The sequence below is a fragment of the Bartonella sp. HY328 genome, from assembly GCF_025449335.1.
Classification (GTDB): Bacteria; Pseudomonadota; Alphaproteobacteria; order Rhizobiales; family Rhizobiaceae; genus HY038.
Genome location: NZ_CP104883.1, coordinates 2,443,096 through 2,468,116, shown reverse-complemented (window position 1 = coordinate 2,468,116; position 25,021 = coordinate 2,443,096). Strand labels below are relative to the sequence as shown.

Annotated in this window: 20 protein-coding genes, 1 tRNA gene and 1 other RNA gene; 11 read left to right on the top strand and 11 right to left on the bottom strand. The window is 40.4% G+C overall.

Annotated features, from left to right (window positions below; genetic code table 11):
- Positions 1-259: 259 nt before the first annotated feature.
- On the top strand, positions 260-1,444 hold the full coding sequence (locus N5852_RS10565; RefSeq protein WP_262097756.1) for a PA0069 family radical SAM protein: 1,185 nt from the start codon (positions 260-262) through the stop codon (positions 1,442-1,444).
- Between the two features lie 330 nt (positions 1,445-1,774).
- Positions 1,775-2,767, top strand: a complete 993-nt coding sequence (locus N5852_RS10560) for a hypothetical protein (RefSeq protein WP_262097755.1) — start codon at positions 1,775-1,777, stop codon at positions 2,765-2,767.
- Between the two features lie 132 nt (positions 2,768-2,899).
- Here N5852_RS10560 and N5852_RS10555 read toward each other — a convergent pair whose 3' ends face one another.
- The 8 genes from N5852_RS10555 to N5852_RS10520 form a co-directional block, all read right to left on the bottom strand.
- Complete coding sequence (locus tag N5852_RS10555) at positions 2,900-4,129, bottom strand: cytochrome b/b6 domain-containing protein (RefSeq protein ID WP_262097754.1); 1,230 nt, start codon at positions 4,127-4,129, stop codon at positions 2,900-2,902.
- 277 nt (positions 4,130-4,406) lie between these two features.
- Positions 4,407-5,513, bottom strand: a complete 1,107-nt coding sequence (locus N5852_RS10550) for a serine/threonine protein kinase (RefSeq protein WP_262097753.1) — start codon at positions 5,511-5,513, stop codon at positions 4,407-4,409.
- Positions 5,514-5,679: 166 nt separating this feature from the next.
- Positions 5,680-5,985, bottom strand: a complete 306-nt coding sequence (locus N5852_RS10545) for a ribbon-helix-helix domain-containing protein (RefSeq protein ID WP_262097752.1) — start codon at positions 5,983-5,985, stop codon at positions 5,680-5,682.
- Positions 5,986-6,026: 41 nt separating this feature from the next.
- The gene (locus N5852_RS10540; RefSeq protein ID WP_262097751.1) at positions 6,027-6,218 is read right to left on the bottom strand and encodes a DUF4169 family protein; all 192 of its coding nucleotides are present in this window, start codon (positions 6,216-6,218) and stop codon (positions 6,027-6,029) included.
- A gap of 64 nt (positions 6,219-6,282) precedes the next feature.
- Positions 6,283-6,852 (bottom strand): SspB family protein, encoded by a 570-nt coding sequence (locus N5852_RS10535; RefSeq protein WP_262097750.1) that lies wholly within the window; start codon positions 6,850-6,852, stop codon positions 6,283-6,285.
- A 314-nt stretch (positions 6,853-7,166) separates the two neighbouring features.
- Positions 7,167-7,555: a transfer-messenger RNA gene (ssrA, locus tag N5852_RS10530) on the bottom strand.
- Between the two features lie 44 nt (positions 7,556-7,599).
- The gene (locus N5852_RS10525; protein ID WP_262097749.1) at positions 7,600-8,412 is read right to left on the bottom strand and encodes a riboflavin biosynthesis intermediates N-glycosidase; all 813 of its coding nucleotides are present in this window, start codon (positions 8,410-8,412) and stop codon (positions 7,600-7,602) included.
- A 60-nt stretch (positions 8,413-8,472) separates the two neighbouring features.
- Positions 8,473-9,345 carry a LysR substrate-binding domain-containing protein gene (locus tag N5852_RS10520; protein WP_262097748.1) on the bottom strand — a complete coding sequence of 291 codons (873 nt, stop codon included), beginning with the start codon at positions 9,343-9,345 and terminating at the stop codon, positions 8,473-8,475.
- A gap of 241 nt (positions 9,346-9,586) precedes the next feature.
- Here N5852_RS10520 and N5852_RS10515 point away from each other — a divergent pair, with 241 nt between their 5' ends.
- The 4 genes from N5852_RS10515 (at position 9,587) to N5852_RS10500 (ending at position 15,084) form a co-directional block, all read left to right on the top strand.
- Positions 9,587-10,474 (top strand): DMT family transporter, encoded by an 888-nt coding sequence (locus N5852_RS10515; RefSeq protein WP_262097747.1) that lies wholly within the window; start codon positions 9,587-9,589, stop codon positions 10,472-10,474.
- 216 nt (positions 10,475-10,690) lie between these two features.
- Positions 10,691-13,348, top strand: coding sequence for a pyruvate, phosphate dikinase (gene ppdK / locus N5852_RS10510; protein WP_262097746.1), 2,658 nt, complete (start codon positions 10,691-10,693; stop codon positions 13,346-13,348).
- 195 nt (positions 13,349-13,543) lie between these two features.
- A complete protein-coding gene (locus tag N5852_RS10505) occupies positions 13,544-14,296 on the top strand; it encodes a polysaccharide deacetylase family protein (protein ID WP_262097745.1) in 753 nt (250 codons plus the stop codon).
- Positions 14,297-14,298: 2 nt separating this feature from the next.
- Positions 14,299-15,084 (top strand): DUF1499 domain-containing protein, encoded by a 786-nt coding sequence (locus N5852_RS10500; RefSeq protein WP_262097744.1) that lies wholly within the window; start codon positions 14,299-14,301, stop codon positions 15,082-15,084.
- Here N5852_RS10500 and N5852_RS10495 read toward each other — a convergent pair.
- Positions 15,069-15,968, bottom strand: coding sequence for an MBL fold metallo-hydrolase (locus tag N5852_RS10495; protein WP_262097743.1), 900 nt, complete (start codon positions 15,966-15,968; stop codon positions 15,069-15,071). The genes N5852_RS10500 and N5852_RS10495 overlap by 16 nt on opposite strands.
- Positions 15,969-16,178: 210 nt before the next feature.
- On the opposite strand from N5852_RS10495, the gene N5852_RS10490 reads away from it, so the two are divergent.
- The 5 genes from N5852_RS10490 (at position 16,179) to N5852_RS10470 (ending at position 21,528) form a co-directional block, all read left to right on the top strand.
- Positions 16,179-16,252 (top strand) — tRNA-Gln (locus N5852_RS10490).
- 661 nt (positions 16,253-16,913) lie between these two features.
- Complete coding sequence (locus N5852_RS10485; RefSeq protein WP_262097742.1) at positions 16,914-18,713, top strand: acetolactate synthase 3 large subunit; 1,800 nt, start codon at positions 16,914-16,916, stop codon at positions 18,711-18,713.
- Positions 18,714-18,805: 92 nt separating this feature from the next.
- Entirely contained in the window at positions 18,806-19,378 is a 573-nt protein-coding gene (ilvN, locus tag N5852_RS10480) for an acetolactate synthase small subunit (protein ID WP_182417364.1), read from the top strand.
- Positions 19,379-19,787: 409 nt separating this feature from the next.
- Positions 19,788-20,450: a ribonuclease HII gene (locus N5852_RS10475; protein WP_262097741.1), complete on the top strand. Its 663-nt coding sequence runs from the start codon at positions 19,788-19,790 to the stop codon at positions 20,448-20,450.
- A 112-nt stretch (positions 20,451-20,562) separates the two neighbouring features.
- Positions 20,563-21,528 (top strand): L-threonylcarbamoyladenylate synthase, encoded by a 966-nt coding sequence (locus N5852_RS10470; RefSeq protein ID WP_262097740.1) that lies wholly within the window; start codon positions 20,563-20,565, stop codon positions 21,526-21,528.
- 10 nt (positions 21,529-21,538) lie between these two features.
- Here the strand turns inward: N5852_RS10470 and N5852_RS10465 are convergent, their stop codons facing one another.
- Both N5852_RS10465 and N5852_RS10460 read right to left on the bottom strand, forming a co-directional pair.
- Entirely contained in the window at positions 21,539-22,951 is a 1,413-nt protein-coding gene (locus N5852_RS10465) for an NAD(P)/FAD-dependent oxidoreductase (protein WP_262097739.1), read from the bottom strand.
- Positions 22,952-23,155: 204 nt separating this feature from the next.
- A complete protein-coding gene (locus N5852_RS10460) occupies positions 23,156-24,994 on the bottom strand; it encodes an aminopeptidase P family protein (RefSeq protein WP_262097738.1) in 1,839 nt (612 codons plus the stop codon).
- Between the last annotated feature and the right edge of the window lie 27 nt (positions 24,995-25,021).

Sequence of the window (25,021 nt, the reverse complement as noted above, 5' to 3'; positions counted from 1 at the left end):
GGCAATGTTTCACTATGACAAATAAAACATGATAAAAATACTCAAATTAAATATTGGTAATAAATTTTTACGATAATGTTCTTGATATGTTCTATGAATTTTGATAATGTAATAACGTCAGTGAATGGATGTATGGCTTAACTTACCGTTTGATTTTTTATCATGGCTAAGCACAGCCATTTGTTAATTAAGCTTTTTCAATGAAAAATGGTTGCTTATTTGCGTTAGGGCATTTCAGCAAGTTTTTGGCAGTGGTACAATGTTAAAAATTCGGATTAATCACAATCTTGTTGATAATCTTGCAAAGGCTGATAAGGCTGCCTTTGGCGATGGTCGCCAAGCCCACGCCAATGATATTATTGAAGATAGCCATATGCGGCTTCAAGCAAAGCGTATTAAAGGGCGTGGGGCAGGGCTCAACCCTGCAGGACGCTTTGAGGATAAATCAGTTTGTTGCTTTGATGATGGCTGGCAAAATGATGAAGAAATAGCACCGCTTAAAACAACAGTTCAAGTTGAAAAAGCACGCAATATTATTACAAGCAATAATTCGCCCGATCTTGGATTTGACCGTTCTATTAATCCTTATCGTGGCTGTGAGCATGGTTGCATTTATTGTTTTGCCCGTCCCAGCCATTCTTATATGGGCTTATCAGCAGGGGTGGATTTTGAAACACAGCTTTTTGCAAAACCTGATGCAGCAAAATTGCTAGAAAAGGAATTATCAAAAGCTGGCTATAAACCGAAAATTATTGCTATTGGTACCAATACCGACCCCTATCAGCCGATTGAAAAAAAATGGGCGATTATGCGAGAAATTTTGACCGTTTTAAATAGGGCAAATCATCCGGTAAGTATTGTGACTAAATCAGCTTTGATTTTGCGTGATGTTGATATTTTAAGTGAAATGGCACAAAAACGGTTAGTGCGAGTTTGCATTTCACTTACCACATTGGATAGTAGGCTTTCACGAGCAATGGAACCAAGAGCTGCAACGCCAAAACGCCGGCTTGAAACAATAAGGCAATTACATCAAGCCAATATACCGGTTTCCACATTAGTTGCGCCAGTTATTCCCGGTTTAAATGATCATGAGATTGAAAATATATTAGAGGTTGCAAAGGAAGCGGGGGTTCATGATGCTGATTTTGTCATGCTGCGTCTGCCTTATGAGGTTGCCCCTTTGTTTAAAGATTGGTTATTGCGAGAATATCCCAACCATTATCGTAAAATTATTTCAATTTTACGCTCTATGCGTGGAGGCAAGGATTATGATGCCGATTGGCAAAGCCGCATGCGCGGCACAGGCCCCTTTGCCGAACTGGTTGCTCGCCGTTTTGCTATGGCATGTCAAAGGTTAGAAATTGGCAAGCGTCGTATGGCTCTTTCATTTGAAAATTTTGAACCGCCGATAAAATCACCCATTCAATTATCGCTATTTTAGAAATTAAGTGTTCTTTGTGTCATGCGATAGAACATTGATCAAATTTTATAGTAAATAGTAAAATATTCTATTCGTGAGGCTGACATTAGAGCGCATTTCGATCTGATTGGATCAGATCGGCGCTCCAATCCATTGTTTACACCGCGTTTTTTGTCCGAAAACCGCTTCACACTTTTCGGAAAAGCGCTCTAAATCGGTGTTTGGTCAACCTTGTTGTATCTTTTTTAAAAGTGCAATATTAAAACTAGGATGATAAATATATTTGTATTTCAGATAAATATATTTTTAGCAAAAGACTAGTTTAAAGTGCATGTTATATTGGGGTAGGCAATGAACTTTTTAAAAAAACTGTTTTCAATAAAGCAAATGGAAACTTCAGAGTTATGCGTAGTAGATGATATTGCTCCAGATTTTCTTCAAGTAAATGAAAATGTCAAATTCGATAAAACGAGACTATTAAATTTTCGTGGCCAATATCCTATCCTTATTGAGTGGGGCGTTGATGCTTTGCGCAAATTTTTTAAGGAAGATGAGACTGCTATTTTTAATCAAGTTTTAGCAAAGTTTTGGTTGCTGCATTTGCGTGATAGCTTGGGAGCAGGTTATAAGCTTTATCAAGGTGATAATATTTTTTTAATTTCCAATCAAGATGAGCGTATCATCAAGCTAACTATGGATTTTTTGAAAAGTGGGCGTGAGCGCGTTTTAAAAGCCTTGCCAGGCCTAGCTGCATCATCTGGTGATATGCTGGCAATCATGATAGATGAGGGCGAGCAATATTATGATTACACTGGCAAATACAATACAGTTAAAAGCCAAATAATTTTAAGTTCGGGCGTTTTTATCAATTCAGTTTTGCCGCATTTTGTCACCAATGAAACCCAGCTAACTTTAGTAGAACCAACTATTATTCATGAGCTAACCCATTATTATTTGGCCCATCTTGAATTGCCGCTCTGGCTAGATGAAGGTCTTGCAGTTAATGTTGAGCGGGTTATTGCAAAAAATGCGCCGCCTGCTGAATATCTAGTTGAGCTTTATGAGGAGCATCTTGCCTATTGGGATTATCGAACTATTCACAAATTTTGGAATGGAATGGCCTATAACCATTCTACTAAAGCAAAACTTGCTTATGATTTAGGGAGGATGATGGTTTATCATCTTGCCAAGCAAAAAAACGAGTTTAAATCATTTGTCGAAGATAGCAACCGCTATGATAGCGGAGCAAGTGCAGCTAAACGTCATTTTAAAATGACACTTGGCCAAATTGTTTGCGCATTGCTTAATAAGCCATATAATCCGCGTTGGGACCCTAAAGAGTGATGGCTTTTTATAAGTTTTATTCACAATTATTTATAAGTGATTTTATTTATAAATAATTGTATTTATTTATGTTTAAAAAAAATGCCCCTCATAAAATGAAGGGCAAGTATTTTTCAATTCTAAAATTTTACATTATTTCTTTTCTTCGGCTTCCAGCGAAAAATTAACATTAATCACTTTACCTAGCCAAGAGCCATCTCCATCATTTTGCGCACCAATACCAAATAATAAGCGTTCAATCTTGGCACTTCCTGAAACTTTAGCAATGCCATTATCATTGGTAAAGCTAAATGGTACTTCTATTGGCTGGCTTACGCCACGAATAGTAATATTACCTTTGCCAATAAAATTTTCACCATTGGCACTAAATTTATCAAGAGAAACGCGAATTTCGGGATATTGTGATGGATCAAGCCCATCTGGATCAGCAATGCTACCCGATACAAAAGAATCTTCATAACTAATTGAGCTTGCAACAAGAACGATTTCGGCCTTGGCATTTTCCAGCTGGTCGGGTGCAAATGTTACATCAGCATGCCAGTTGCCAACCTTACCTTGTTTTGCTGCGCCAGAAAAATCAAGACTATAGCCAAGTGTTGACTTATCCATATTGATAACCCAGTTGCCAGCATTTGATGGTGAGGCGATAGGCGTCGTGTTTGAAGTGGCGTTTCGACTTTCTAACTGGCTAATGGTTTGACGTTGTGCAATGATAACGCCAATTAATGCAGGCACAATAACTACTAATAGCATAACAGGCCAGCTCAATGCTTTAGCCTTTAAATGTGCAAGACGCTTGGTGGGCAACATACGTGAAAACTCCGCTTGACGGTCAATAAGGGAATGCTTTACCGCGCCAGCAACATGCAAAAACAACAAAAGAACAAAGGCATAGGCAAGCACCATATGTGCATTTAATGCAAGGTGGGAAAAAGCTTCATCCCGTAGAAATGGCAGGTTTGGCCAAGGCAAAGATGGGCTTAAAAATAGAAAGGTAGGAATGCGTACGGTGGTTGTAGAAACAACGACCCAGCCCAAAAGCGGCACTGCAAGCATTAGCCCATAGAAAAAAATACTAACTGCACTTGCTGCTAATGCTTCAACTTTTAACATTGGGCCTTTTTTGGGCGGCTTATTCATCAAACGCCATGCAATACGAGCAAGGGTTAAAAATAATACTAGAAGACCTAGGGTTTTATGCCATTGGAAAACATAAAAGCGAGTACTATCTGAAATACCACCAAGACGTACCATTAAGAAACCACCCGCAATATTCAACAAAATAAGCGCAGCGATAAGCCAATGCAATATCATAGCGCCAGTGCTATAACCTAAAAGCTTAGTTTGCGAGTGATTTGACATGGTCAAAATATCCTATAGATGCAATTTTAAGAAGCCACAGATTGATTGTGGTTATTAAAATTAGGATATACCCTATTTCAAACGAATAATAAGTGCGTTTTTTGTGAACAATATGTCAACATAGCTTATATTATTTCTAAAAAAAACGACAATAGTCAGCAATTAAATGTACAATAAAGAGGCTTGTCTTAATAATTGGCGCCGTGCCGCTGTTATTCACAAACGGCAGCCTTTTATAACGCTTTTTTGTAAAATATTCGGGATAGACTATAAAAATCTAGCTTTCACTGCGTTCTTTTTCAAACTCATAGACGCGGCGATCCGTAAAGTTTTTACGCTCATCTAAAATCGGTTGAATAATATCACGTAATTGCGGCTCACGAATAAGCATGTCATCCAATTCTCCCAATTCATTCATCGCAATTAACCGCAATATATCATCACGAATTTCACCGGTTTCACTGCGCGGTAGCGTTGCAACTGGCTGCACCGCCTCAACCTTTTGTCCTCTTAAAAGATTGCGGATTTGCTTTTCATCAAGATTATCGGTTTCGGCGAAGACATAAAGACCAACGCCCTTTGCAGGCAATGAATAGACCGAAATTGCCACATCTTTAATATCAGGATTATCTGCTAAAACGGCGCGAATTTCTGGCCCTTGCGATTGCAAGCGATCGCCCGTACCCTCACCATCAGACCAGTTAAATAGGCCCTTTGTCACAAAATTATAGACTTTTTTACCCGTTGCCAACCAAAGGGCTGAAGGCCATGACCGTTTACGCAAAATGCGCCATTCGGTAGGTGTCATTAAATCTGGTGCAAAGCTGCGCTTTTGCTTAATAAGGTGGCGAAAATCTTCATAGGCCAAATAACGATAAAACGCACCGCGCCGCTTATGAAAGCTTGCCAATTGAAAATCAATTAAGGATGCATCGCCTTCAGGTGTCATCAGCCAGTTTTGCGGTTTGGCAAGGTCATTATGAGTAACACCGATACGGCGTAAATCGCGTAATATTTTATGACCAGTTTTATAAAAATGCTTTGTGTCGGGACGTGCGAGATGCAAGGGTGTACCTTCACTCCAAGAGCGGAAAAGCCCATGCTTATCGATAGCAATAAGCTGTGGTACACCAGTAAGACCGCGTATATTATGCAATGCCCTAATTTCGCGTTTAGCTAAAATCCATGCCAAGGGGCGTGACCACCACGGCGAGGCTGTAACAATACGGCGCACTATACGCGTTTCAGGATCACCGGTAAAATAGCCAACCCGCGTTTCGGAGAAAACGTCACGCTTTAAAACAGCTGTCACATTGAAATCATTAAGTGCACTTGCATCTTTAAGCGGATTAATTGGGGTGGTACTATCTTCAAAATCTTCCATAACTACTCAACAAACAACCAAATGACTCATCAAATTGCGGCATTTTTATCACTGGCACTATTTAATAAAACAGGACAAGATGATGCCTTATAATGCAAACAATGAAAATAATATAGGTCAATATAGCTTTTATAAGTAGAAATTCATTCAAACAAAATCAAAAAAATTAAATTTGCTTCATATTTCGAGCCGCAATTGCCAAAGCAGCTAAGCGTAAAGCCGATGATAGGTTTATATTGGTTGGCCTTTGATCATCAATCAAGCGCACCAATTGCGCAAAAGGCAATTGGCATGATTGTGCTTCATTTTGCAAAATGTCTAAAAATGGCTTTTCCAATGAAAAGCTGGTTGAATGGCCAGCCAAATTAACTGATATTTTGCGTAAACTGGCATTTTGCCAATTGATAAGACCCGTAAAGGTTGCAATCAGATCATTGTTTTCTTGGTTATCCGTTTTGCTAATATTGGGCATTATAACCAATCCCGATAAAATAAACGCCTATTTAAAATATTTCAGACTTTTTTATCATCGGGTTGCAAGTGATTTCTATCTAAAAACTTTTCCGACTGATCTTGATTGCGTTTATCAAATATTTTTTCAACTTTGGTTCGCCCATGAATTTGGCGATTTTGATCTGCTATTTGTTCTTTGTTTTTACGCTCTTTTTGTTTTTTAAAAAGGCGCAAATTAACAATATCACCCATAAAGATATTTCCAAATTATATGTTAAATAGCAGAAAAATTAAATTTATCTAACGACCAAATTTTTTACTTCTTGCGAAAAGCATCAAGCGATACAACATCCGCAGATGCTTTTTCTTTACCATCACCTGCGTCACGGCTTTCGCTTTTTTGTACTTTTTTAGTGCCTTCATCTGTTGGCTTTTCTTGTGCCATAATGGTGATAACTGGAACAGCTTCCCCATCGTCTTTTTCGATTAATATTTCTTCTTCATCATCATCAAGGCTAGAAATCACCATTTCAGGAAGGTCAAATGAAGCTTCAAATGCTGCTGCAGGATCATAAAAACCTTGTACGGCAACAAATGGTATTTTTAAATATTCTGGCACATCGCCAAATGATAAGGTGACGCTAAATTCCTTATCATCAACCTTTAAATCCCAAAATTGATTTTGCAAAACAATTGTCATCTGCTCTGGGTAGCGTTCTTTTAAGCGTTTTGAAATTTCAACTCCAGGCAAATTGGTTAAGAATGTAATGAAAAAATGGTGCTCACCTGGCAAGCCAGATTTTGCCACTTCGGTCAGTACGTTGCGGATAACATTGCGCAATGCATCCTGTACAAGCACTTCATAATGGATACGATCTGTTGCCATTTGCGACTCTTCTTTCAAAACTTTTCTGCCAATTATATAGACAGAACATTGCATAATTAAAAATCTTTTTAAAGCGACAAATTATCTTAGCGCACGTTTTTATTAGCCAAAGAAAACTGATCTTTCAACAAGAAAAGCTTACTTGTAAAACGAGCTGCCAAGAACCATAACGCACTTATGGATTTTTTTAATAAAACACCACAAAAGGCCAATATCAACAATAAGAATTAAACCTTAAGTCAAGTGCATGGTAATTTCAGCAAATATACATGTTGGATTGTAAAGCACAAAATTATTATAATGGAGGATTTTAAAGTGAAGGCTTCTGTTGCCAGGTGCCTCCGAACCCCGCTTACACCTGCGACGGCGTAAGACTTAATTTGAAGCTATCGCACTGCATTAAGCAGCGAGACGTGCCTCCGCGTAATTGTCATTTGCAACTACTATATTAGCCCGATAACGGTGGTACAATGCCGAGTGAAAGATCAATCTTTACGCCCTTGTCGATCCTATTTCGCCCCCATCATAAAGCGGACAAAGATGAACACGTATCAAATACTAAAAAGTTCAATTGTCCGATTTATGGTGGAGGCGCCGGGTACCGCCCCCGGGTCCAATAGGTTTATTACAAAGTCCATTTATCACCATATCCCCATAAAGAGGCAAACTCTATATAAGAGAAAATTTAGGCAAAGAAAAGACCAAAGACGAAATAATTTTTTTAGCATTAAATCTATGCTGCGATTATTAAGAGTTCTGGGCGACGACTGCCAAATCATCGCGTATTTGCGTTAAAGCAAATCCGAGCAGGTTTTCACCTTGCCAAAATTTAGGATTTTCAATATTTTCATCACTTTCTTGAAGTCCAATACCCCAAACTTTGTCATAAGGGCTTGCTTCTACTAAGATGCGATTACTGGTCGAAAGGATGAAATCCATTAAAGAGCTATTTTGCAAAAATTTATAATAATTGCCATTGCTTACAATTGAATATTTGAACTTATCCCAAATAGTTTCATCAAAACCGCGCACGCCGCGACCCAATGCTTTAATTGATTTGGGATCCTTATTTGCCATAATTAATTGTCGCATAGCTTCATCGCCAAAAAGCCTTGCCTTTGACGCCATCATATACTGTTCCATACAGCAAAAAACCTCATTACCAATCTTGAAATCTTCGACCCACCATTGGCTAAAACAAGATTTGGTTATGATTGAATGAGCCGCTGGTCGATGTCCCCAAAAGAACAAGAATTTTTGCTTTTTAGGGCTCTCACCTAGGCTTTTGAGTGTTAAATTCGATTTACGAAATTTTTGCCAATCAAATATTTTATAGTCATTGTGAGTGAGATAATCCTCATCATTATGCCAGTTGTCTTGCTGGTAAATATTGCGCAAGGGTATTGGTGGGCAAAAATGCTTTTGGTAGCTATCTTTTTGATCAATGGGTAAGGAGTTTAACCAGCCACGAAATGCATTTACTATTGATATGCTGGTCGTTTGCTCAAAAGGCAAATTTTTATTTGCCAACCATGGCGGCATCTTCGTAAAATGCGACATAGATTATTCTCCTCCATGTTAATGTTTGTTAATACAACGTCTGAAAAAACTAGAAAATTATTAGTCTGATTGAACAAGCAGCCAATGCTTTACTTTTTCGATTAAAGATCTTTTTGCACTATGTTTGAGGTATAAGATATAAAAGGCCTTGTCCATTTGCATTTGATATGGAAAAGCAAAAACAAGGCGACCCGCTTCCAAATCTTTTTTTACAAAACCAAAGCTAATTAAAGCGATGCCTTGTCCCGCAAGGGCTGCGTCTATTGCAAGCGATGTTTGGCTAAAATGCAGATGACGCCTTATATCTGGGCGCGGACTGTCAAAAAATTTTTCAATAAATTGTGGCCATCCGTCATGAATATCATGCAATAATTGATATTGCATAAAATTATCCTTCACTTGGGGATTGCCTATATTGTTCAATAAAAGAGGGCTTACAACTGCCACCAAGGTTTGATCGAGAAACTTTACTGCATTTAGCTCTTTGCCAAAGGGTGGCGCACCATAACGAAAGGCGATATCTACGCTATCCGTTGCAAGGTTGGATAGTCTATCAGTTGCAAGAATATTAAGATCAATATCACAATAGGCTTTTGTAAAATCTGGCAGGCGCGGCAATAGCCATTTAGATGCAAATGTCGGTGTGACGCTTATTGTTAGCTGCATAGGCTGGGGCTTAATATCTTGGGTTGCTTGGCTAATTTGCGAAAAAATAGCATGCATTTTTTCGGCATAAACGATGCCGGCACTTGTTAGTGCAAGCCCACGCGGCAAGCGATCAAATAGATTAATACCGATTTCCTGTTCAAGTGCACGCACTTTTTGGGCAACAGCACCTTGAGTTACCGATAATTCTTCAGCTGCGAGCCGAAAATTGAGATGACGCGCCGATACTTCAAAGGCACGAAGACCGTTAAGAGATGGAATTTTCATGCTATCCAATAGAAAATCTACAGTCGATAGGAGTTAATATGATTTGTTAGGCTTTGATTATCTAATTAATACTTGAGATAAAATGATTTTTATCAAAAGGGTAATAATATGACAATAGAAAATATATCTCCTTGTTTGTTTGGTCAGGATGATGTGAAGTGCAATTTATTGCCATTGCCTTTAATTGTAAATTGGGCTGGTTTGTTATTTTCGATGGTGCTGGGTGGTCAAAGGCAGTAAGATGATGAACAAGCAAGCTCTTTTAGGCTTTGTGTTTATAGCGATTATTTGGGGAACAAATTTTATTTTTGTCAAATGGTCGGCTCAATATATTAATCCGCAGCAAATTGTTTTTATGCGCTGCGTTTTTGGATTTATTCCCGTTTTTATATTTGCGCTTATAACCCGTTCAATAAAATTGCATCATATTTTTTATCTTCACCATTTTATTGTTATGTCTTTTTTGGCAACCAGCCTTTATTATTATGCTTATGCGGCTGGAACTGCACTTTTACCCTCAAGTATGGCAGGGCTTTTAAGTGGCGCTATTCCCATTTTTACCTTTATTTGTGCTTTTTTATTTTTAAAAGCAGAAAAAATCACGGCGTTAAAATGCCTAGGTGTATTTTTCGGCTTTATTGGCGTTGTTCTTATTGCCCAGCCTTGGTCGTTAAAAGGAGAGGTTGATTTGAAAGGCGTCTTTTGGATGATTTTAGGGTCGCTTAGTGTCGGCATATCATTTGTCTATGCTAAAAAATATTTAACTCCGCTTAATTTGCCTGCGACTGCTTTAACCACCTATCAAATTGGGCTTGCATCAATATTTTTATATTTTATTACAGACATGAATAATATTGGTATTGTTTGGGCATATCCTAAAGTGTGGTTGTCGCTTGTTTTAGGTTTGGGATTACTGGGAACGGGTTTTGCTTATATTTCCTATTATTACATAGTTGCTAAACTTGGCGCGGTTGCGGCCGCAAGTGTTACCTATTTTCCGCCTATCATTGCGCTTTTTATTGGTGTGTTTCTGGCTGGGGAAAAAATAAGCATTTTAGCCTATTTTGCCTTGATATTTATTTTACTTGGTGTTGCATTGTTACAATTTAAGCCAAAAAATATGGGGTGATCTAACATTTAGCCCACTATTTTATCATAGAATGATTATAAATTTGAAGTTAGCTATTGACCATTGTTATTTATGGAACGTATTCTTTTTCATTATTAAAAGCCAAGACATAGTACTGTTTTGTTAAAGTATTTAATTATAGTTTTTACTATGTTTGATAGCCTTTTAATAATGTTACGCAATTATGGATAATCGCGATTTTAAGGATCTTCCAAAATGACCAAGTGGGTTTACAGTTTTGGTAATAATAAGGCAGAAGGTTCCGTCCGTCAGCGTGATCTTCTTGGTGGTAAAGGTGCAAACCTTGCCGAAATGAGCAATCTTGGTTTGCCCGTACCACCTGGTTTTACTATTACAACTGAAGTTTGCACTTGGTATTATAGTAATAATCGTGGCTATCCAACTGGCTTGATGGCTGATGTAGATAAGGCTTTAGCAGAAATTGGTGCTTTAACTGGCCGATTATTTGGTGACCGTGAAAATCCGCTATTATTATCGGTGCGCTCTGGTGCACGCGCTTCCATGCCCGGTATGATGGACACAGTTTTAAACCTTGGTCTTAATGATGAAACCGTAAAAGCACTTGCTAAGCATGCAAGTGAGCGATTTGCTTATGATAGCTATCGTCGCTTTATCCAAATGTATTCTAATGTTGTTCTTGATATTGACCATTCGGTTTTTGAAGAATTGTTGGATCATGCCAAAGCGGCCCATAATTATGAAGCCGATACGCAAATGACAGCAGCTGACTGGCAAGCTTTGATCGAACTTTATAAGGATGCTGTTGAAGAAGAATTGGGCGAACCTTTTCCGCAAGACCCGCAAAAGCAATTATGGGGTGCAATTGGCGCGGTGTTTTCTAGTTGGATGACTGCGCGGGCGATTATTTATCGTAAACTCCATTCTATACCAGAAGATTGGGGTACAGCGGTTAATGTGCAAGCCATGGTATTTGGCAATATGGGGGATGATTCTGCAACGGGTGTTGCTTTTACACGAAATCCATCGACCGGCGCTAATGAGCTTTATGGTGAATTTTTGGTGAATGCGCAGGGTGAGGATGTTGTAGCGGGTATTAGAACGCCGCAAAATATTACCGAAGCTGCCCGTATTGCTGCCGGATCAGATAAGCCATCTCTTGAAAAGCTAATGCCTGAGGCTTTTGCCCATTTTACTGATATTGCCCATAAGCTTGAAGCTCATTATCATGACATGCAAGATCTTGAATTTACTATTGAAAAAGGTAAATTATGGATGTTGCAAACCCGTAGTGGTAAGCGTACAGCAAATGCTGCTTTAAAAATTGCGGCTGAAATGGCGCAAGAGGGGCTGATTACTTACCAAGAAGCGGTATTGCGGATAGAGCCGGCATCCCTTGACCAATTATTGCATCCTGCGATTGATCCAAAGGCCGAGCGTAAAATTTTAGCCTCTGGCCTGCCTGCTTCCCCCGGAGCGGCAGTTGGTGAAATTGTTTTTTCATCAGAAGACGCAGAAGCTGCAGCTGCTGAGGGGCGTAAGGTTATATTAGTGCGCATTGAAACAAGTCCTGAAGATATTCATGGCATGAATGCCGCTGAAGCTATTTTAACCACGCGCGGTGGTATGACCAGCCATGCGGCAGTGGTTGCACGCGGTATGGGTAAACCATGTGTTTGCGGTGTTGGTAGTATTAAGGTCGATTATCATAATAATAAAATGGTTGCAGGCGGTGTTGAACTTAAAAAGGGTGACATTATTACTATTGATGGTGGTAGCGGGCAAATTTTGCTTGGCCGCGTTGCCATGCTACAACCCGAATTATCAGGTGATTTTGCGCTTATCATGCAATGGGCTGATGAAGCGCGCCGGATGAAAGTGCGTGCCAATGCTGAAACACCCAATGATGCACGCGCCGCCCGTTCTTTTGGTGCGGAAGGTATTGGCCTTTGCCGTACCGAGCATATGTTTTTTTCCGGCGAACGGATCATTGCGGTGCGTGAAATGATCCTTGCAGATAATGAAAATGGTAGGAAGGCAGCTCTTGCCAAATTGCTACCGATGCAGCGTTCAGATTTTGTCGAATTGTTTGAAATTATGGCAGGGCTTCCTGTTACCATTCGCTTACTTGATCCGCCATTGCATGAGTTTTTGCCCAAAACGGCCGAGGAAATTGCTGAAGTTGCAAGTGTTATGGGAGTTGATGAAAAGCATTTAAGCGAGCGTGCCAATGCGTTGCATGAATTTAATCCCATGCTTGGGCTTAGAGGCTGCCGTCTTGCCATTACTTATCCCGAAATTGCCCAAATGCAGGCACGAGCAATTTTTGAAGCTGCAATTATTGCGGCTAAAAACACCAATAGTGCCGTAATGCCTGAAATTATGGTGCCTTTGGTGGGGTTGAAGAGCGAACTAGATTTTGTGAAAGCGCAAATTGACAATGTCGCCAATGCAGTGATGAGTGAGCAGAATATGCAGCTATCCTATATGGTTGGTACGATGATTGAGCTACCGCGAGCGGCAATACGCGCAAATGATATTGCGCAAAGTGCAGAGTTCTTTTCTTTCGGTACCAATGATTTAACCCAAACAACCTTTGGTATTTCGCGCGATGATGCTGCGCCTTTCCTTAATACCTATTTGCAAAAAGGCTTGTTAGAACAAGATCCATTTATCACTATTGATATTGATGGCGTTGGCGAATTGGTAGCTATTGCGGCAGAACGCGGTCGCAAAGCACGGGCCAATATCAAGCTTGGAATTTGCGGCGAACATGGTGGTGATCCTGCATCCATTGCATTTTGCGAAAAGCAAGGGCTTGACTATGTTTCATGTTCGCCTTTTCGTGTACCAATAGCGCGATTAGCCGCTGCGCAAGCTGCATTAAAAGGTTAAAAAATAAAATATATTAAATAAGGTGACTTTTAACTTAATTACGCTTCACCTGTGCTAGGTTCTTACCCTAGATCCTGACCCTAAATCCTGACCATTGGGTTTTGACCCTCAATATGTGAAGCGTTATTGGATTGCGCATTGATTAAAATGATAAAAAAAGCCTTTAACAAATTTATAAGTACAGCTGTGGTTTTAATGACCAGTACTATGGTTATTATGCCGAGCTGGGCAGCCGAAAAAACATCTTCGGTTGAGCCATATCTTGCAATTAAAAAGGATATTGATCCACCGCGTATTGCGCTTACTTTTGATTTATGTATGGGGAAGACAGATCGGCGCATTTTTGATGTTTTGATTGCTGAAAAAATTCCTGCAACTTTATTTGTAACAGCGCGATGGCTAGTTAAAAATCCCGATGTTATTGCACAAATACAGGCTCATCCCGAATTATTTGAAATTGGAAATCATGGGCAAAATCACATTCCCGCCATTGATGAGCCAGGAACTATTTATGGATTAAAGACGGCAGGCAGTTTACGTGCTGTTTGCGAAGAAATCGAAGGCGGAGCGCAAGCTATCGAAAAAGCGGGTTTAACTTCACAATTCAAGCCATTTTATCGGGGAGCTGCAGCACGCTATACAACAAGATCGCTAAAATTAATTGAAGATCTAGGGTTTCATGTTGCAGGTTTTTCAATCAATGGTGATCAAGGCGCATCACTTTCAGCGAGTATGGTTTTAAGGAGGCTAAAAACAGCAAAGGATGGCGATGTTACCATTGCCCATATGAATCAACCAACCCGAGCTTCGGGGGCGGGCGTTGCCGAAGCTTTGCGAGATTTAAAAAAGCAAGGCATGCATTTTGTAACGCTTTCGCAAGGACTTGGAGTTAATCAAGGTGCACCAGCACTTCAATCTTGTGCCGAGTTTTTTAAGGGTACTCAATAAATATGCGTAAAAAGTTTCAAAGAATGCCGTCAAAAGCAGCAAGATGGTCGCCACGCTTTGGTTGGTTGGCACTTGTTTTGCTGATTTTGGCTGCCATATGCCATCGCTTTGGTGTGCTTGCAAGTAACTATTTTTTTGTTGCGGTTGGATGTGCGGCATTTTTTGGGCTAGCTGCATTTGTGTTGGCTTTGAAAGGCTTTTTAGACCTTTGGCAAAGGGCTGATAAAGGTGGCGGTAAATCGATAAAAGGATTGATTTTGGCCTTCTTAGCCCTGTTGCCGATTATGGCAGCCGCTGTTGCTTATTTTGTTTTTCCACCCTTTTACGATATTGCCACCGACAGTGAGACACCTCCACCTTTCATTGCGAATAACCGGCCAAGTAATGCTTTACCTGTGCATCAATCCCTTTATTATCAGGCCAACGAGCAGCTTGCCATGTGGCCACAACTAAGCGGCCGGCGTTATGACGGATCGCCTGACAAGATTTTGCCTGCGGTCTTAACTGTGATGGATGATTTAGGTTGGAAGCTTATTAGCCAAGCTGGAGAGGTTGGCAAAGATGGTACGCTCTTGGTTGAGGCAACTGCCAAAACACCCTTACTTGGCTTTGTGTCCGATATAATAATTCGCCTTAATGATGAAGGCGATACCACCTTTGTTGATATGCGGGCAACATCACGCTATTTAAGCCATGATCTTGGCATTGATGCCCGTTTCATTTTAAACTTTATGGAAGCGCTTGATATTAAGGTCTTGTTGACACCAAGCGATCAACGTGACGAATAAATGCTATCAATTTGTGGCGATCCATCACAATGGATAAGATTGCGCTGATGCAAATCAATAAGATGCGCCCAAACCGATAGCGCCGCCGCATTTTTTAATCTTGGGTCCAGCTTTTGATAAATTGCGGCAACAATTTCTGTAACTGTTGTATCGCCATGTTGTAGCCGCTTAAGAATTGCGTTTTCTCGTAATTTGCGGTGGCTGCGAAAACCACGTATCAATTGTTGAGGATTGGCAACTACGCCGCCATGGCCGGGCAGATAATAGCTATCATTGCGACCAATTAATTTTTCAAGCGATGCCATATAGTCTTGCATAACCCCATCAGGTGGAATGATGACGGTTGTTGCCCATGCCATGACGTGATCACCCGAAAATAACATATCGCTACCCTTGAGTGCAAAAGCTATATGATCACTCGCATGGCCGGGTGTGGCAATGGCATGCAATGTTATTTCACTATTGCTGATTAGCATATCGTCACTAAGAGAGATATCAAACTCTACATCGCTGCTGGTTGCTTCGCCGCTTTGTTTGGCTTGGTTCTGTTGATCTTTACGAGGTGAAAGCGGCGCTTTGCCAATCGGGGCAGAAAAATATTGGCTTACTTTATAGGCAAGGTCACTATGATCTGCATGGCTATGGGTAAGTATAATATGGCTGACATGACGACCATTAACCGCTTTGATTAAATTTTCAAAATGCTGCTCATTATTTGGGCCGGGATCTAGAATCATTAAATCTTTTTGGCCGATTACATATGTATTGGTGCCATGGAATGTATAAGGACTTGGATTTCTTGCTGTAAGTAATTGTATCTTATCGTTGATTTTTACTGCCTTATCGTAATTTGGAAAAAATTCCTTATCGAAATCGATGCTCATCTGGTCACATTCATTGGCTTGATCTTAGGATGTTAATAAAAATATTGTAAGGATTGTTCTAATTTATGCAATAAATAAAATAGGTTAGCAGAAAAAATAAAAAAATATCAAAAAATATGCATTTTTTTTAATAATAGATATTGCACATATGAAATCAAGCAGCTATAAGACGCGCCAAGGACACGATAGAGTGTTCTTTAAAAATGATGTTGGGGTATAGCCAAGCGGTAAGGCACTGGTTTTTGGTACCGGCACCCCTGGTTCGAATCCAGGTACCCCAGCCATTTTTAAGCTTAAGGCTTCAACTAATTTCCATAAAATTAAAATTTAAATATAGATTGTGAAATCTACAGATAATGCGGACAAAACCGCATGACTTTAGCTGCTCGGATGCGGCCTTTATTGGTACCAATTCATTTAAATTAATCAATCCTGCCCCTTAGTTTTACCTTTTTTAGCTGATAATCTCAGATTTACTATATGCCGTGATCCTAATGACCTTAGCCATGCCTATAGCTGCCCTTTGGTAAATTATAATAATTATGGGCCGATATAGGTGACAAACAAAACAAACATAATTGTTTTTTCTTTAGGCTGATTTAAAATAGCTGGAATTTGGTGTGATTGAGTTGGCTTTTTTAATATTTGCCGTAAATATCAATTCAAGCGTTTTTGCAGTGACCGTTTTTTCTAAAGCAAATCATCAAGCGCTTTTACGCGAAATAGATTTATTCAAATAATAAAATTACATAAAAATAGTTATTGACGAATGGAAATTACGCGAATATGTTCATTGCATGAAAAAGTTTCTTATTATTCTTGTGGTGTGGATGCGCATGGAGCTGGTGGTGTAACCACCCGGCACAAGCCTCCCATGCGCAAAACCAGGCTCCCACAAGGGGGCCTTTTTTATTTTCAATATCAGCAAAAAAACGAGTAACAGCAATGATAAACGACCAAAAACCGAAAAAGACAAGAGATGGGCAGGAAATGTCAGGGGCGGAAATCGTAGTTCAGGCGCTTATTGATCAAGGTGTCGAACATATTTTCGGTTATCCGGGCGGTGCTGTGCTTCCAATTTATGATGAAATTTTCCAGCAGGAAACATTTCAACATATTTTGGTTCGTCATGAACAAGCCGCTGGTCATGCGGCGGAAGGTTATGCGCGCTCAACAGGTAAGGTCGGTGTCATGCTGGTAACATCGGGCCCTGGAGCAACTAATGCCGTCACACCATTACAAGATGCATTAATGGATTCTATTCCCCTTGTTTGTATTTCTGGTCAGGTGCCAACTTCACTTATTGGTACTGACGGTTTTCAAGAAGCCGACACCGTTGGTATTACCCGTCCTTGCACCAAGCATAATTGGTTGGTGAAGAATGTAAATGATCTTGCAAAAACAATCCATGAGGCATTTCACATTGCCCGCACTGGCCGCCCCGGGCCTGTGCTTATTGATGTGCCAAAAGATATTCAATTTGCCACCGGCATTTATACCGCACCAAAATCTATGCCGCGCACCAGCTATCAGCCCGTGCTTGATGGCGATGCTACTGCCATTGAATATGCGGTTCAGCTTTTAGCAGAGGCAAAGCGTCCTGTGATCTATTCAGGCGGCGGCGTTGTGAATTCTGGGCCCGATGCGATTCGCCTATTGCGCGAAATGGTGGAATTTGGTGATTTTCCGATCACATCAACCTTGATGGGGCTTGGCTCTTATCCGGCAACTGGTAAAAATTGGCTTGGTATGCTTGGTATGCATGGTACTTATGAAGCCAATATGACTATGCATGATTGTGATGTTATGGTAGCCATTGGCGCGCGTTTTGATGACCGTATTACGGGGCGTGTTGATGCGTTTGCGCCTAATGCGCGTATTATTCATATTGATATTGATGCGTCATCTATTAATAAAAATATCCGTGTTGATGTGCCAATTATTGGTGACGTTGCGCGCGTTTTGGAAGATTTAATGCGCCGTTATCGCGCAGTTCAACCAAAGCCTGATGCACAATCGCGGGCTCTTTGGTGGCAAGAAATTAATAAATGGCGTCGTCGCAATTCACTTGCCTATCGACACAATCAAGATGTTATCATGCCGCAATATGCGATTGAGCGTCTTTATCAACTTACTAAGGAGCGCACACCCTATATCACAACCGAGGTAGGCCAGCACCAAATGTGGGCGGCACAATATTTTGGTTTTGACAAGCCAAAGCATTGGATGACTTCAGGTGGTCTTGGTACTATGGGGTATGGCTTTCCCGCCGCTATCGGTGTGCAAATTGCCCATCCTGATGATTTGGTTATATGCATTGCAGGTGACGCATCCATTCAGATGAATATTCAAGAATTAAGTACCGCTATCCAACATAATGCAGCAGTAAAAGTATTTATTTTGAATAATCATTATATGGGTATGGTGCGCCAATGGCAGCAATTATTACATGGCAACCGACTTTCAAACTCCTATACCGAGGCTATGCCAGATTTTGTGAAACTAGCTGAAGCCTATGGTGCAACTGGTATTGAATGCAGTAAACCAAGTGAACTTGATGACAAAATCATTGAAATGATTGAGACCGATGGCCCAGTTATCTTTAATTGTAATGTGGTTGCTCTTGAAAATTGCTTCCCGATGATTCCATCAGGTCGTGCACATAATGATATGCTCTTGCCCGATGAAGCAACCGATGAAGCTGTGGCTAATGCCATTGATAGTGAGGGACGTGCACTCGTCTAATATTGAAATGCAAAAATCTTGGCGCTGAAAGAATTGGCGCCAATCGTGTTTTTCAAATTCTATTTAAAGCGTTTGCTAGAAAGAATAAGACCATGAATACCCAAAGTCTTAAATTCGGCTCTGCCTATTTTATTGAAGCTGATAATGATCCACTGGAAAAGCATACACTAGCTGTTTTGGTTGATAATGAACCCGGCGTTCTTGCCAGAGTTATTGGCCTATTTTCCGGTCGTGGTTATAATATTGAGAGCCTCACCGTTTCTGAAACTGAGCAAGAGCAACACTTATCGCGCATCACCGTGGTAACACGCGCAACGCCGCATGTTATTGATCAAATTCGCCATCAGTTGGAACGCATTGTGCCCGTTCACCGTGTTATCGACCTTGAGGAGCGCGCTAAGGAATTGCGTCAAGATGCACCTATTGAGCGTGAGCTTGCTCTTGTTAAAGTATCAGGCAAAGGTGTTGACCGCGTTGAGGCTTTGCGTCTTGCCGATGCATTTCATGCCAAAGTGGTTGATGCGACCGTTGACCATTTCATTTTTGAAATTACCGGCAAATCATCAAAAATTGATCAATTTATTTCGATCATGCGTCCATTGGGTCTTATCGAAATTTGCCGCACCGGTATTGTTGCGATGAATCGCGGCGTACAAGGCATGTAAGAGCCCAAATACCTATAAGATAAGGTAATAAATATATAAGAGTGTTTTTTGATAATATCATTAAACACTTTTTTTTATTGACTTGATTTATACCGTAGCAAAAAAAAAGGTGTTTGATAATAGCTAGATAAAAGATTAGAGCGCGTTTTTTCTCCGAAAGCCGCTTCACACTTTTCGCAAAAACGCATTAAACCAAGCTTTTAAAAGAGTTTAGGGGAGAGGGGCTACTAATTTAAATATAGCTGTTTTTATCATTTCACGATTTGATAAACTTTTGCGATAGCTTGGTTTAAAAACATTGAAAATATTGATATTTATCGACACTTCTTTTCAAATTTAATCTTTGGGTTCGTACCAAAAATTGCTCAAAAATGCTTGCACAAATTTTGCGGTGATGTCACAAGGTTTTATGGCTAAAAAATCTAATTCTCTACTGCTTTTATTTGATATCCCTAAAAAACCAGATTTTTCTGGCGAGCAGCGTTTAATGCGTCATGGGGCAAAATTTGTTGCGGGTACTGATGAAGCAGGACGCGGGCCTTTAGCGGGGCCAGTGGTTGCCGCAGCGGTTATTTTAAACCCCGACAATATCCCTGTTGGTCTCAATGACTCTAAGAAATTGTCGCATAAGCAACGCGAAAAATTGTATCAACAAATTTTGGATACTGCTCTTAGCGTTAGTATTTGCAGTATGAGTGCTTTAGCAATTGATCATAGTGATATACGTAAAGCCTCACTTGAGGCCATGCGCCGTGCATGCCAAGGCCTTGCTGTGCAGCCCGATTACATCTTAGTTGATGGCCGCGATATACCCGATGGCTTGCCCTGTGCTGCGGATTCTTGGGTAAAAGGCGATCAACGCTCCGTTTCTATTGCTGCAGCCTCGATCCTTGCCAAGGAAATGCGTGATAAAATGATGATTTTAGCAGCCAGCCAACATCCTTATTATGGGTTTGAAAAACATGCTGGCTATGCCACCGCCACCCATCGGCAAGCCATTGCAAGTCATGGGCCAGTTAAAAAATTACATCGCTATAGTTTTGCGCCGATAAAAAATATGGATATTAAATAGCAGGCTTTTAAAGTTTTTGATTTTTGTGCTATAGGTTTAAAAATTTCAATAAACAAAGTTGAAGTAAATTATTATTATTCTTCATCTTTTTATTATAAAAGCTTAAAATATCATGATTGTTTCAGCATCGCCCACTATTATAAATCAAGTTGTTGCGCATTTGCGTGAGGGCAAGTTGGCGGCTTTACCTACTGAAACAGTTTATGGTTTGGCGGCAGATGCAACTAATGGGGAGGCTGTGGCAGAAATTTTTGCTACCAAAGGTCGTCCCCATTTTAATCCTTTAATTGCTCATGTTGCCTCCATGGATATGGCTGCACGTTATGTTGAAATTGATCAAATATCAGCCAAGTTGATGCAAGAATTTTGGCCGGGGCCTTTGACACTTGTTTTACCACTGCGAAAAAATAACAATATTCACCCTTTGGCAACAGCTGGTTTGCCAACCCTTGCTTTGCGCAACCCCAAAGGAATTTTTGCAGATATTGTGCAAGCTCTTGATCGTCCTATTGTTGCGCCAAGTGCTAACCGTTCGGGGCGGATTAGCCCAACAAGTGCCATTGCGGTTGAAAATGATTTTCAAGGTGGTCTGCCGTTAATTGTTGATGCAGGTGCATGTGAAGTAGGGGTTGAATCGACCATTATTAAAGTTGATGGTGATGATGTTTATTTACTGCGCCCCGGTGGTTTGGAGCGTGAAGCGATTGAGGCTATTATAAAGCGACCATTGAAACAATTGGACCATGGTGCAGCTATTGAAGCACCGGGTATGATGAAGTCTCATTATGCGCCCAATGCAACCATGCGCTTAAATGTTGATGAAGTCATCGAAGGGGAAGCGCTTCTACACTTTGGTGACACAGCAATTAAAGGACAGGCAAAAGCAAAGGCCATTTTAAATTTGAGCGAAAGTGGAAATTTAAAAGAAGCGGCAGTGCATTTATTTGACTATATGCAGCGCCTTGATCTTGTTGGCGCAAGTTCCATTGCGGTTGCACCAATACCATTGATAAGTCTTGGTGAGGCAATTAATGACCGGCTTAACCGCGCCGCTGCACCTAAAGTCAAAGTCATTTAATAGCTAACTGCTAAAATGAAATCATTTTACCCGGTGCCACCCAATTTATAATTTTTGCAGTACTTTTTGCTAAGGGAAGAAGAAATGGCGAAATTAGTTTTCTAAAAGGAATAGTTCTATGCTTGATTTTGCGTAGCATGGAAAAATCGGTATGGTCTCCTAAAATATCGTCACTTATTGCTTTACCTATTCGTACTGATTGCGCTACTCCATGTCCACTCCACCCTTGAACCATATAGATTGGGGCAGAATCTGATGATTTTGTACAATCGGTAGCACCATTAATTGTCAGGTCACTGATACCACTCCAAGAAAATTCGAGTTTGGTCGCGCCTAGTTCTGGAAAAATATGTGCTATACGATTTTCCAAATAAGCATTCACTTTATCGGGATTCCAGCTTTGACTTGTACCCAACCCACCAAATAAAAGCCTGTTGTCTCTAACTTTTCTATAATAGTCAATTTGGAATTGAGTGTCATATACGGGCATATTTGAGGGGAGTAAATCATTAAGGTTTACTGAATTTACTTGTGTAACACCGACATAAGTGAAGAAAGAAGCCGATTTATTATTATTCTCAGTAGCTAAAGCTTTGGATTCATGGTGGGCTGCAATGACTACACCTTTTTTTGCTCTTATTATCCCTTCATCGGTAACAACAAGTTGACTTGAGCCCATATTTTTTATTTCGGTCACATTGCTATTTTCGTAAATTGACCCTTGATTTTTAATAAAGCCATAGGCAAGGCCTAATAAAAGCGCTAAAGGGTGGATCTGCCCACCAATTTTATCTAAAAAACCTGCATGATAAATGTTGGAACGAATATGCTGCTGGATATTCTTTGCATCTAATATCGACGCTTTATCATCACCCAAAATCTTTCTGGCTTTCAAGCTTTTTCTAAAAGATTTAGCATGATTAGGATGGATTGCAGCTGTTAAATGCCCTTTAGCATAATCTGTCGTCAAATCATACTTTTCGATGAGTTCCTCAACAAGATTCATCGATTCTATGGAAGCAAACCTCCACAATTTTTTAGCTTCATCATTGGAAAAGTTTTCTAACATATCTTCCGCCTCCCAACGAGCTAGACCAGGAGTAAGTTGTCCACCATTACGACCAGAGGCGCCAGAACCAAGATTATTTTTTTCTAGCAATATTACATTTACACCCTTTTGGCTTAGATGTAGTGCTGTCGATAAGCCTAAGAGCCCTCCGCCTATAACGACTACATCACATTCCTTTGCCCCATGAAATTTAGTAAAGCGTTGTCTTTGGCTTAAAGTTGTCTCATAGTAATTTTCTGGGGTGGTTGTACTATCATGAAAATTTTTATGCCAATTCCATACTGAGTTACTTTTACATAATTTGGCAGTTCGCACATCAGTCTGTTTTCTAAATACAGGCTTTGAAATATTCATAAAAAAATTTTCCATCTTATTGGTTCAAAGGACTTCTCTGCAATAACGCCAATAAGATGATTATGTTCCAGATTTATTTTAACTATAAATTAATACATAAAAGTTGATTTGTTTAATCTAGTTTTCGGGGAGGAAAATATTAATTTAGAAAATTATGTTACATTCAAGTGGTAACAATAATTATTCTTGAAATTAAGTTGCTTTTTAAAACAGCTCCGCTGTGGCGCTAGTTAAAAAAATTAAATCATCACCGCTTACAAATGGTGAAAGCTTTTCATAAACCTTTGCATGATAGGCGTTGAGCCATTGGCGTTCTTCCAAAGTGAGCATAGTGCTATCAATCAAGCTTTGATCAATTGGACATAGGGTCAAGGTTTCAAAACTGTGCATGTCAATTTCGCCGCCATCAATAGGCTCTGCATCTTGCACAATAAGCAAATTTTCAATGCGTATGCCAAAGGCTCCCTCGCGGTAGTAACCGGGTTCATTGGAAATAATCATGCCTGCCATTAATTCTTGTGTGCTGGCGCGTGATAAGCTTTGCGGCCCTTCATGAACTGATAGGAAAGAGCCAACACCATGCCCTGTACCATGCTTATAATCAAGGCCAGCTTTCCATAAAGCGCTGCGTGCTAAAATATCAAGGTCAACCCCGCGCGAATGGGCGGGAAAACGTGCCAATGACATGTTGATCATGCCTTTTAACACCAATGTGAAACAGCGAATTTGTTCCGCATCTGGCTTGCCGCCTTTAGCACAAATGGCAACGGTTCTCGTAACATCTGTGGTGCCATCGCGATATTGCGCGCCTGAGTCAACCAAGTATAACTCATGCGGTTCTAATTTGCGGTTGGTTTTGGTGTTGACACGGTAATGGATAATAGCGCCATCACTACCAGCACCGGAGATCGTGTCAAAAGATAAATCTTCAAGCTTAGAATGGTGCTCAGTTGCGGTTTTTGCGCGAAATTCTTCAAGCTTAATAGCGGCGGAAATTTCGTCTTGAGTACCTGCACTTTGCTGACTTAGCCATGAGAAAAATCTAACCAAGGCAACACCGTCACGCAAATGGGCGCGTCTTGCGCCTTCTAGTTCAACTGCGTTTTTGATTGCCCGTGGTAATTTTGCTGGATCTTGCCCTTCAACAATAATTGCACCAGCATCTTCAATAAGTGTGCGGATTTTTTCAGCACATAAATTGGCATCAAGCAATATTGTTTGATTGCCGGCAATAATTTCTTTCAATTTATCAACCATATGGCTTGGAGCCACAATATGGCATAGCGGGTCAAGATAGGCTTTTTCTTCCACTCCAATTTTTCTTGGATCAATAAATAGATAGGGCTTGCCTGTAGCTGATATAAAAGCAAAAGATAGTGGCAATGGCGTATTTGATACATCTGTTCCGCGAATATTAAACAGCCATGCAATCGATGATGGATCGGTTAAAATAGTAGAAGTGCAATTTTTCTGCTTAATATCCTCCTGCATTTCTGCAAGTTTAATGTCAGCTTCTTTACCAGCCATGGAAAGCGGTTGAATGGTCACGCGGCCAAGTGGCGGCTCTGGTTGGTCATGCCAAATTATATCAACAAGATTATAATCCAAGCTGTGCATATTACCACCAGCCTTTGCCATAGCTTCACGTAACTGACGTGCTCCGGCAATAGTTGTAAGCCAAGGGTCAAAGCCAATTGTTAGACCTTTGCCATTCGCACTCAACCATTTAGATGGTGGATTTGATATTAAATCTTCATAGGCAAAAACAGTATTATCGGTTTGTTGGCGAACCTGTAAACTATAACGCCCATCAGTAAAAATATAGGCTTTATCTTGCAAGATAAGTGCGCTACCAGCCGATCCAGTAAAGCCAGTAAGCCAAGCAAGCCGTTGCGCATGTGGTGGTACATATTCACCTTGATGCTCATCGGCGCGGGGTATGATAAAGCCATCAAGCCCCAAGCGGCTCATTTCTTTACGCAATAGTGCAAGTCTTGGCTTGCCATTGTCAGGATTGGTTGCAACATCAAAGGTCTGAAACATTTTACACCTTGCAAGATTTGGCTTTAT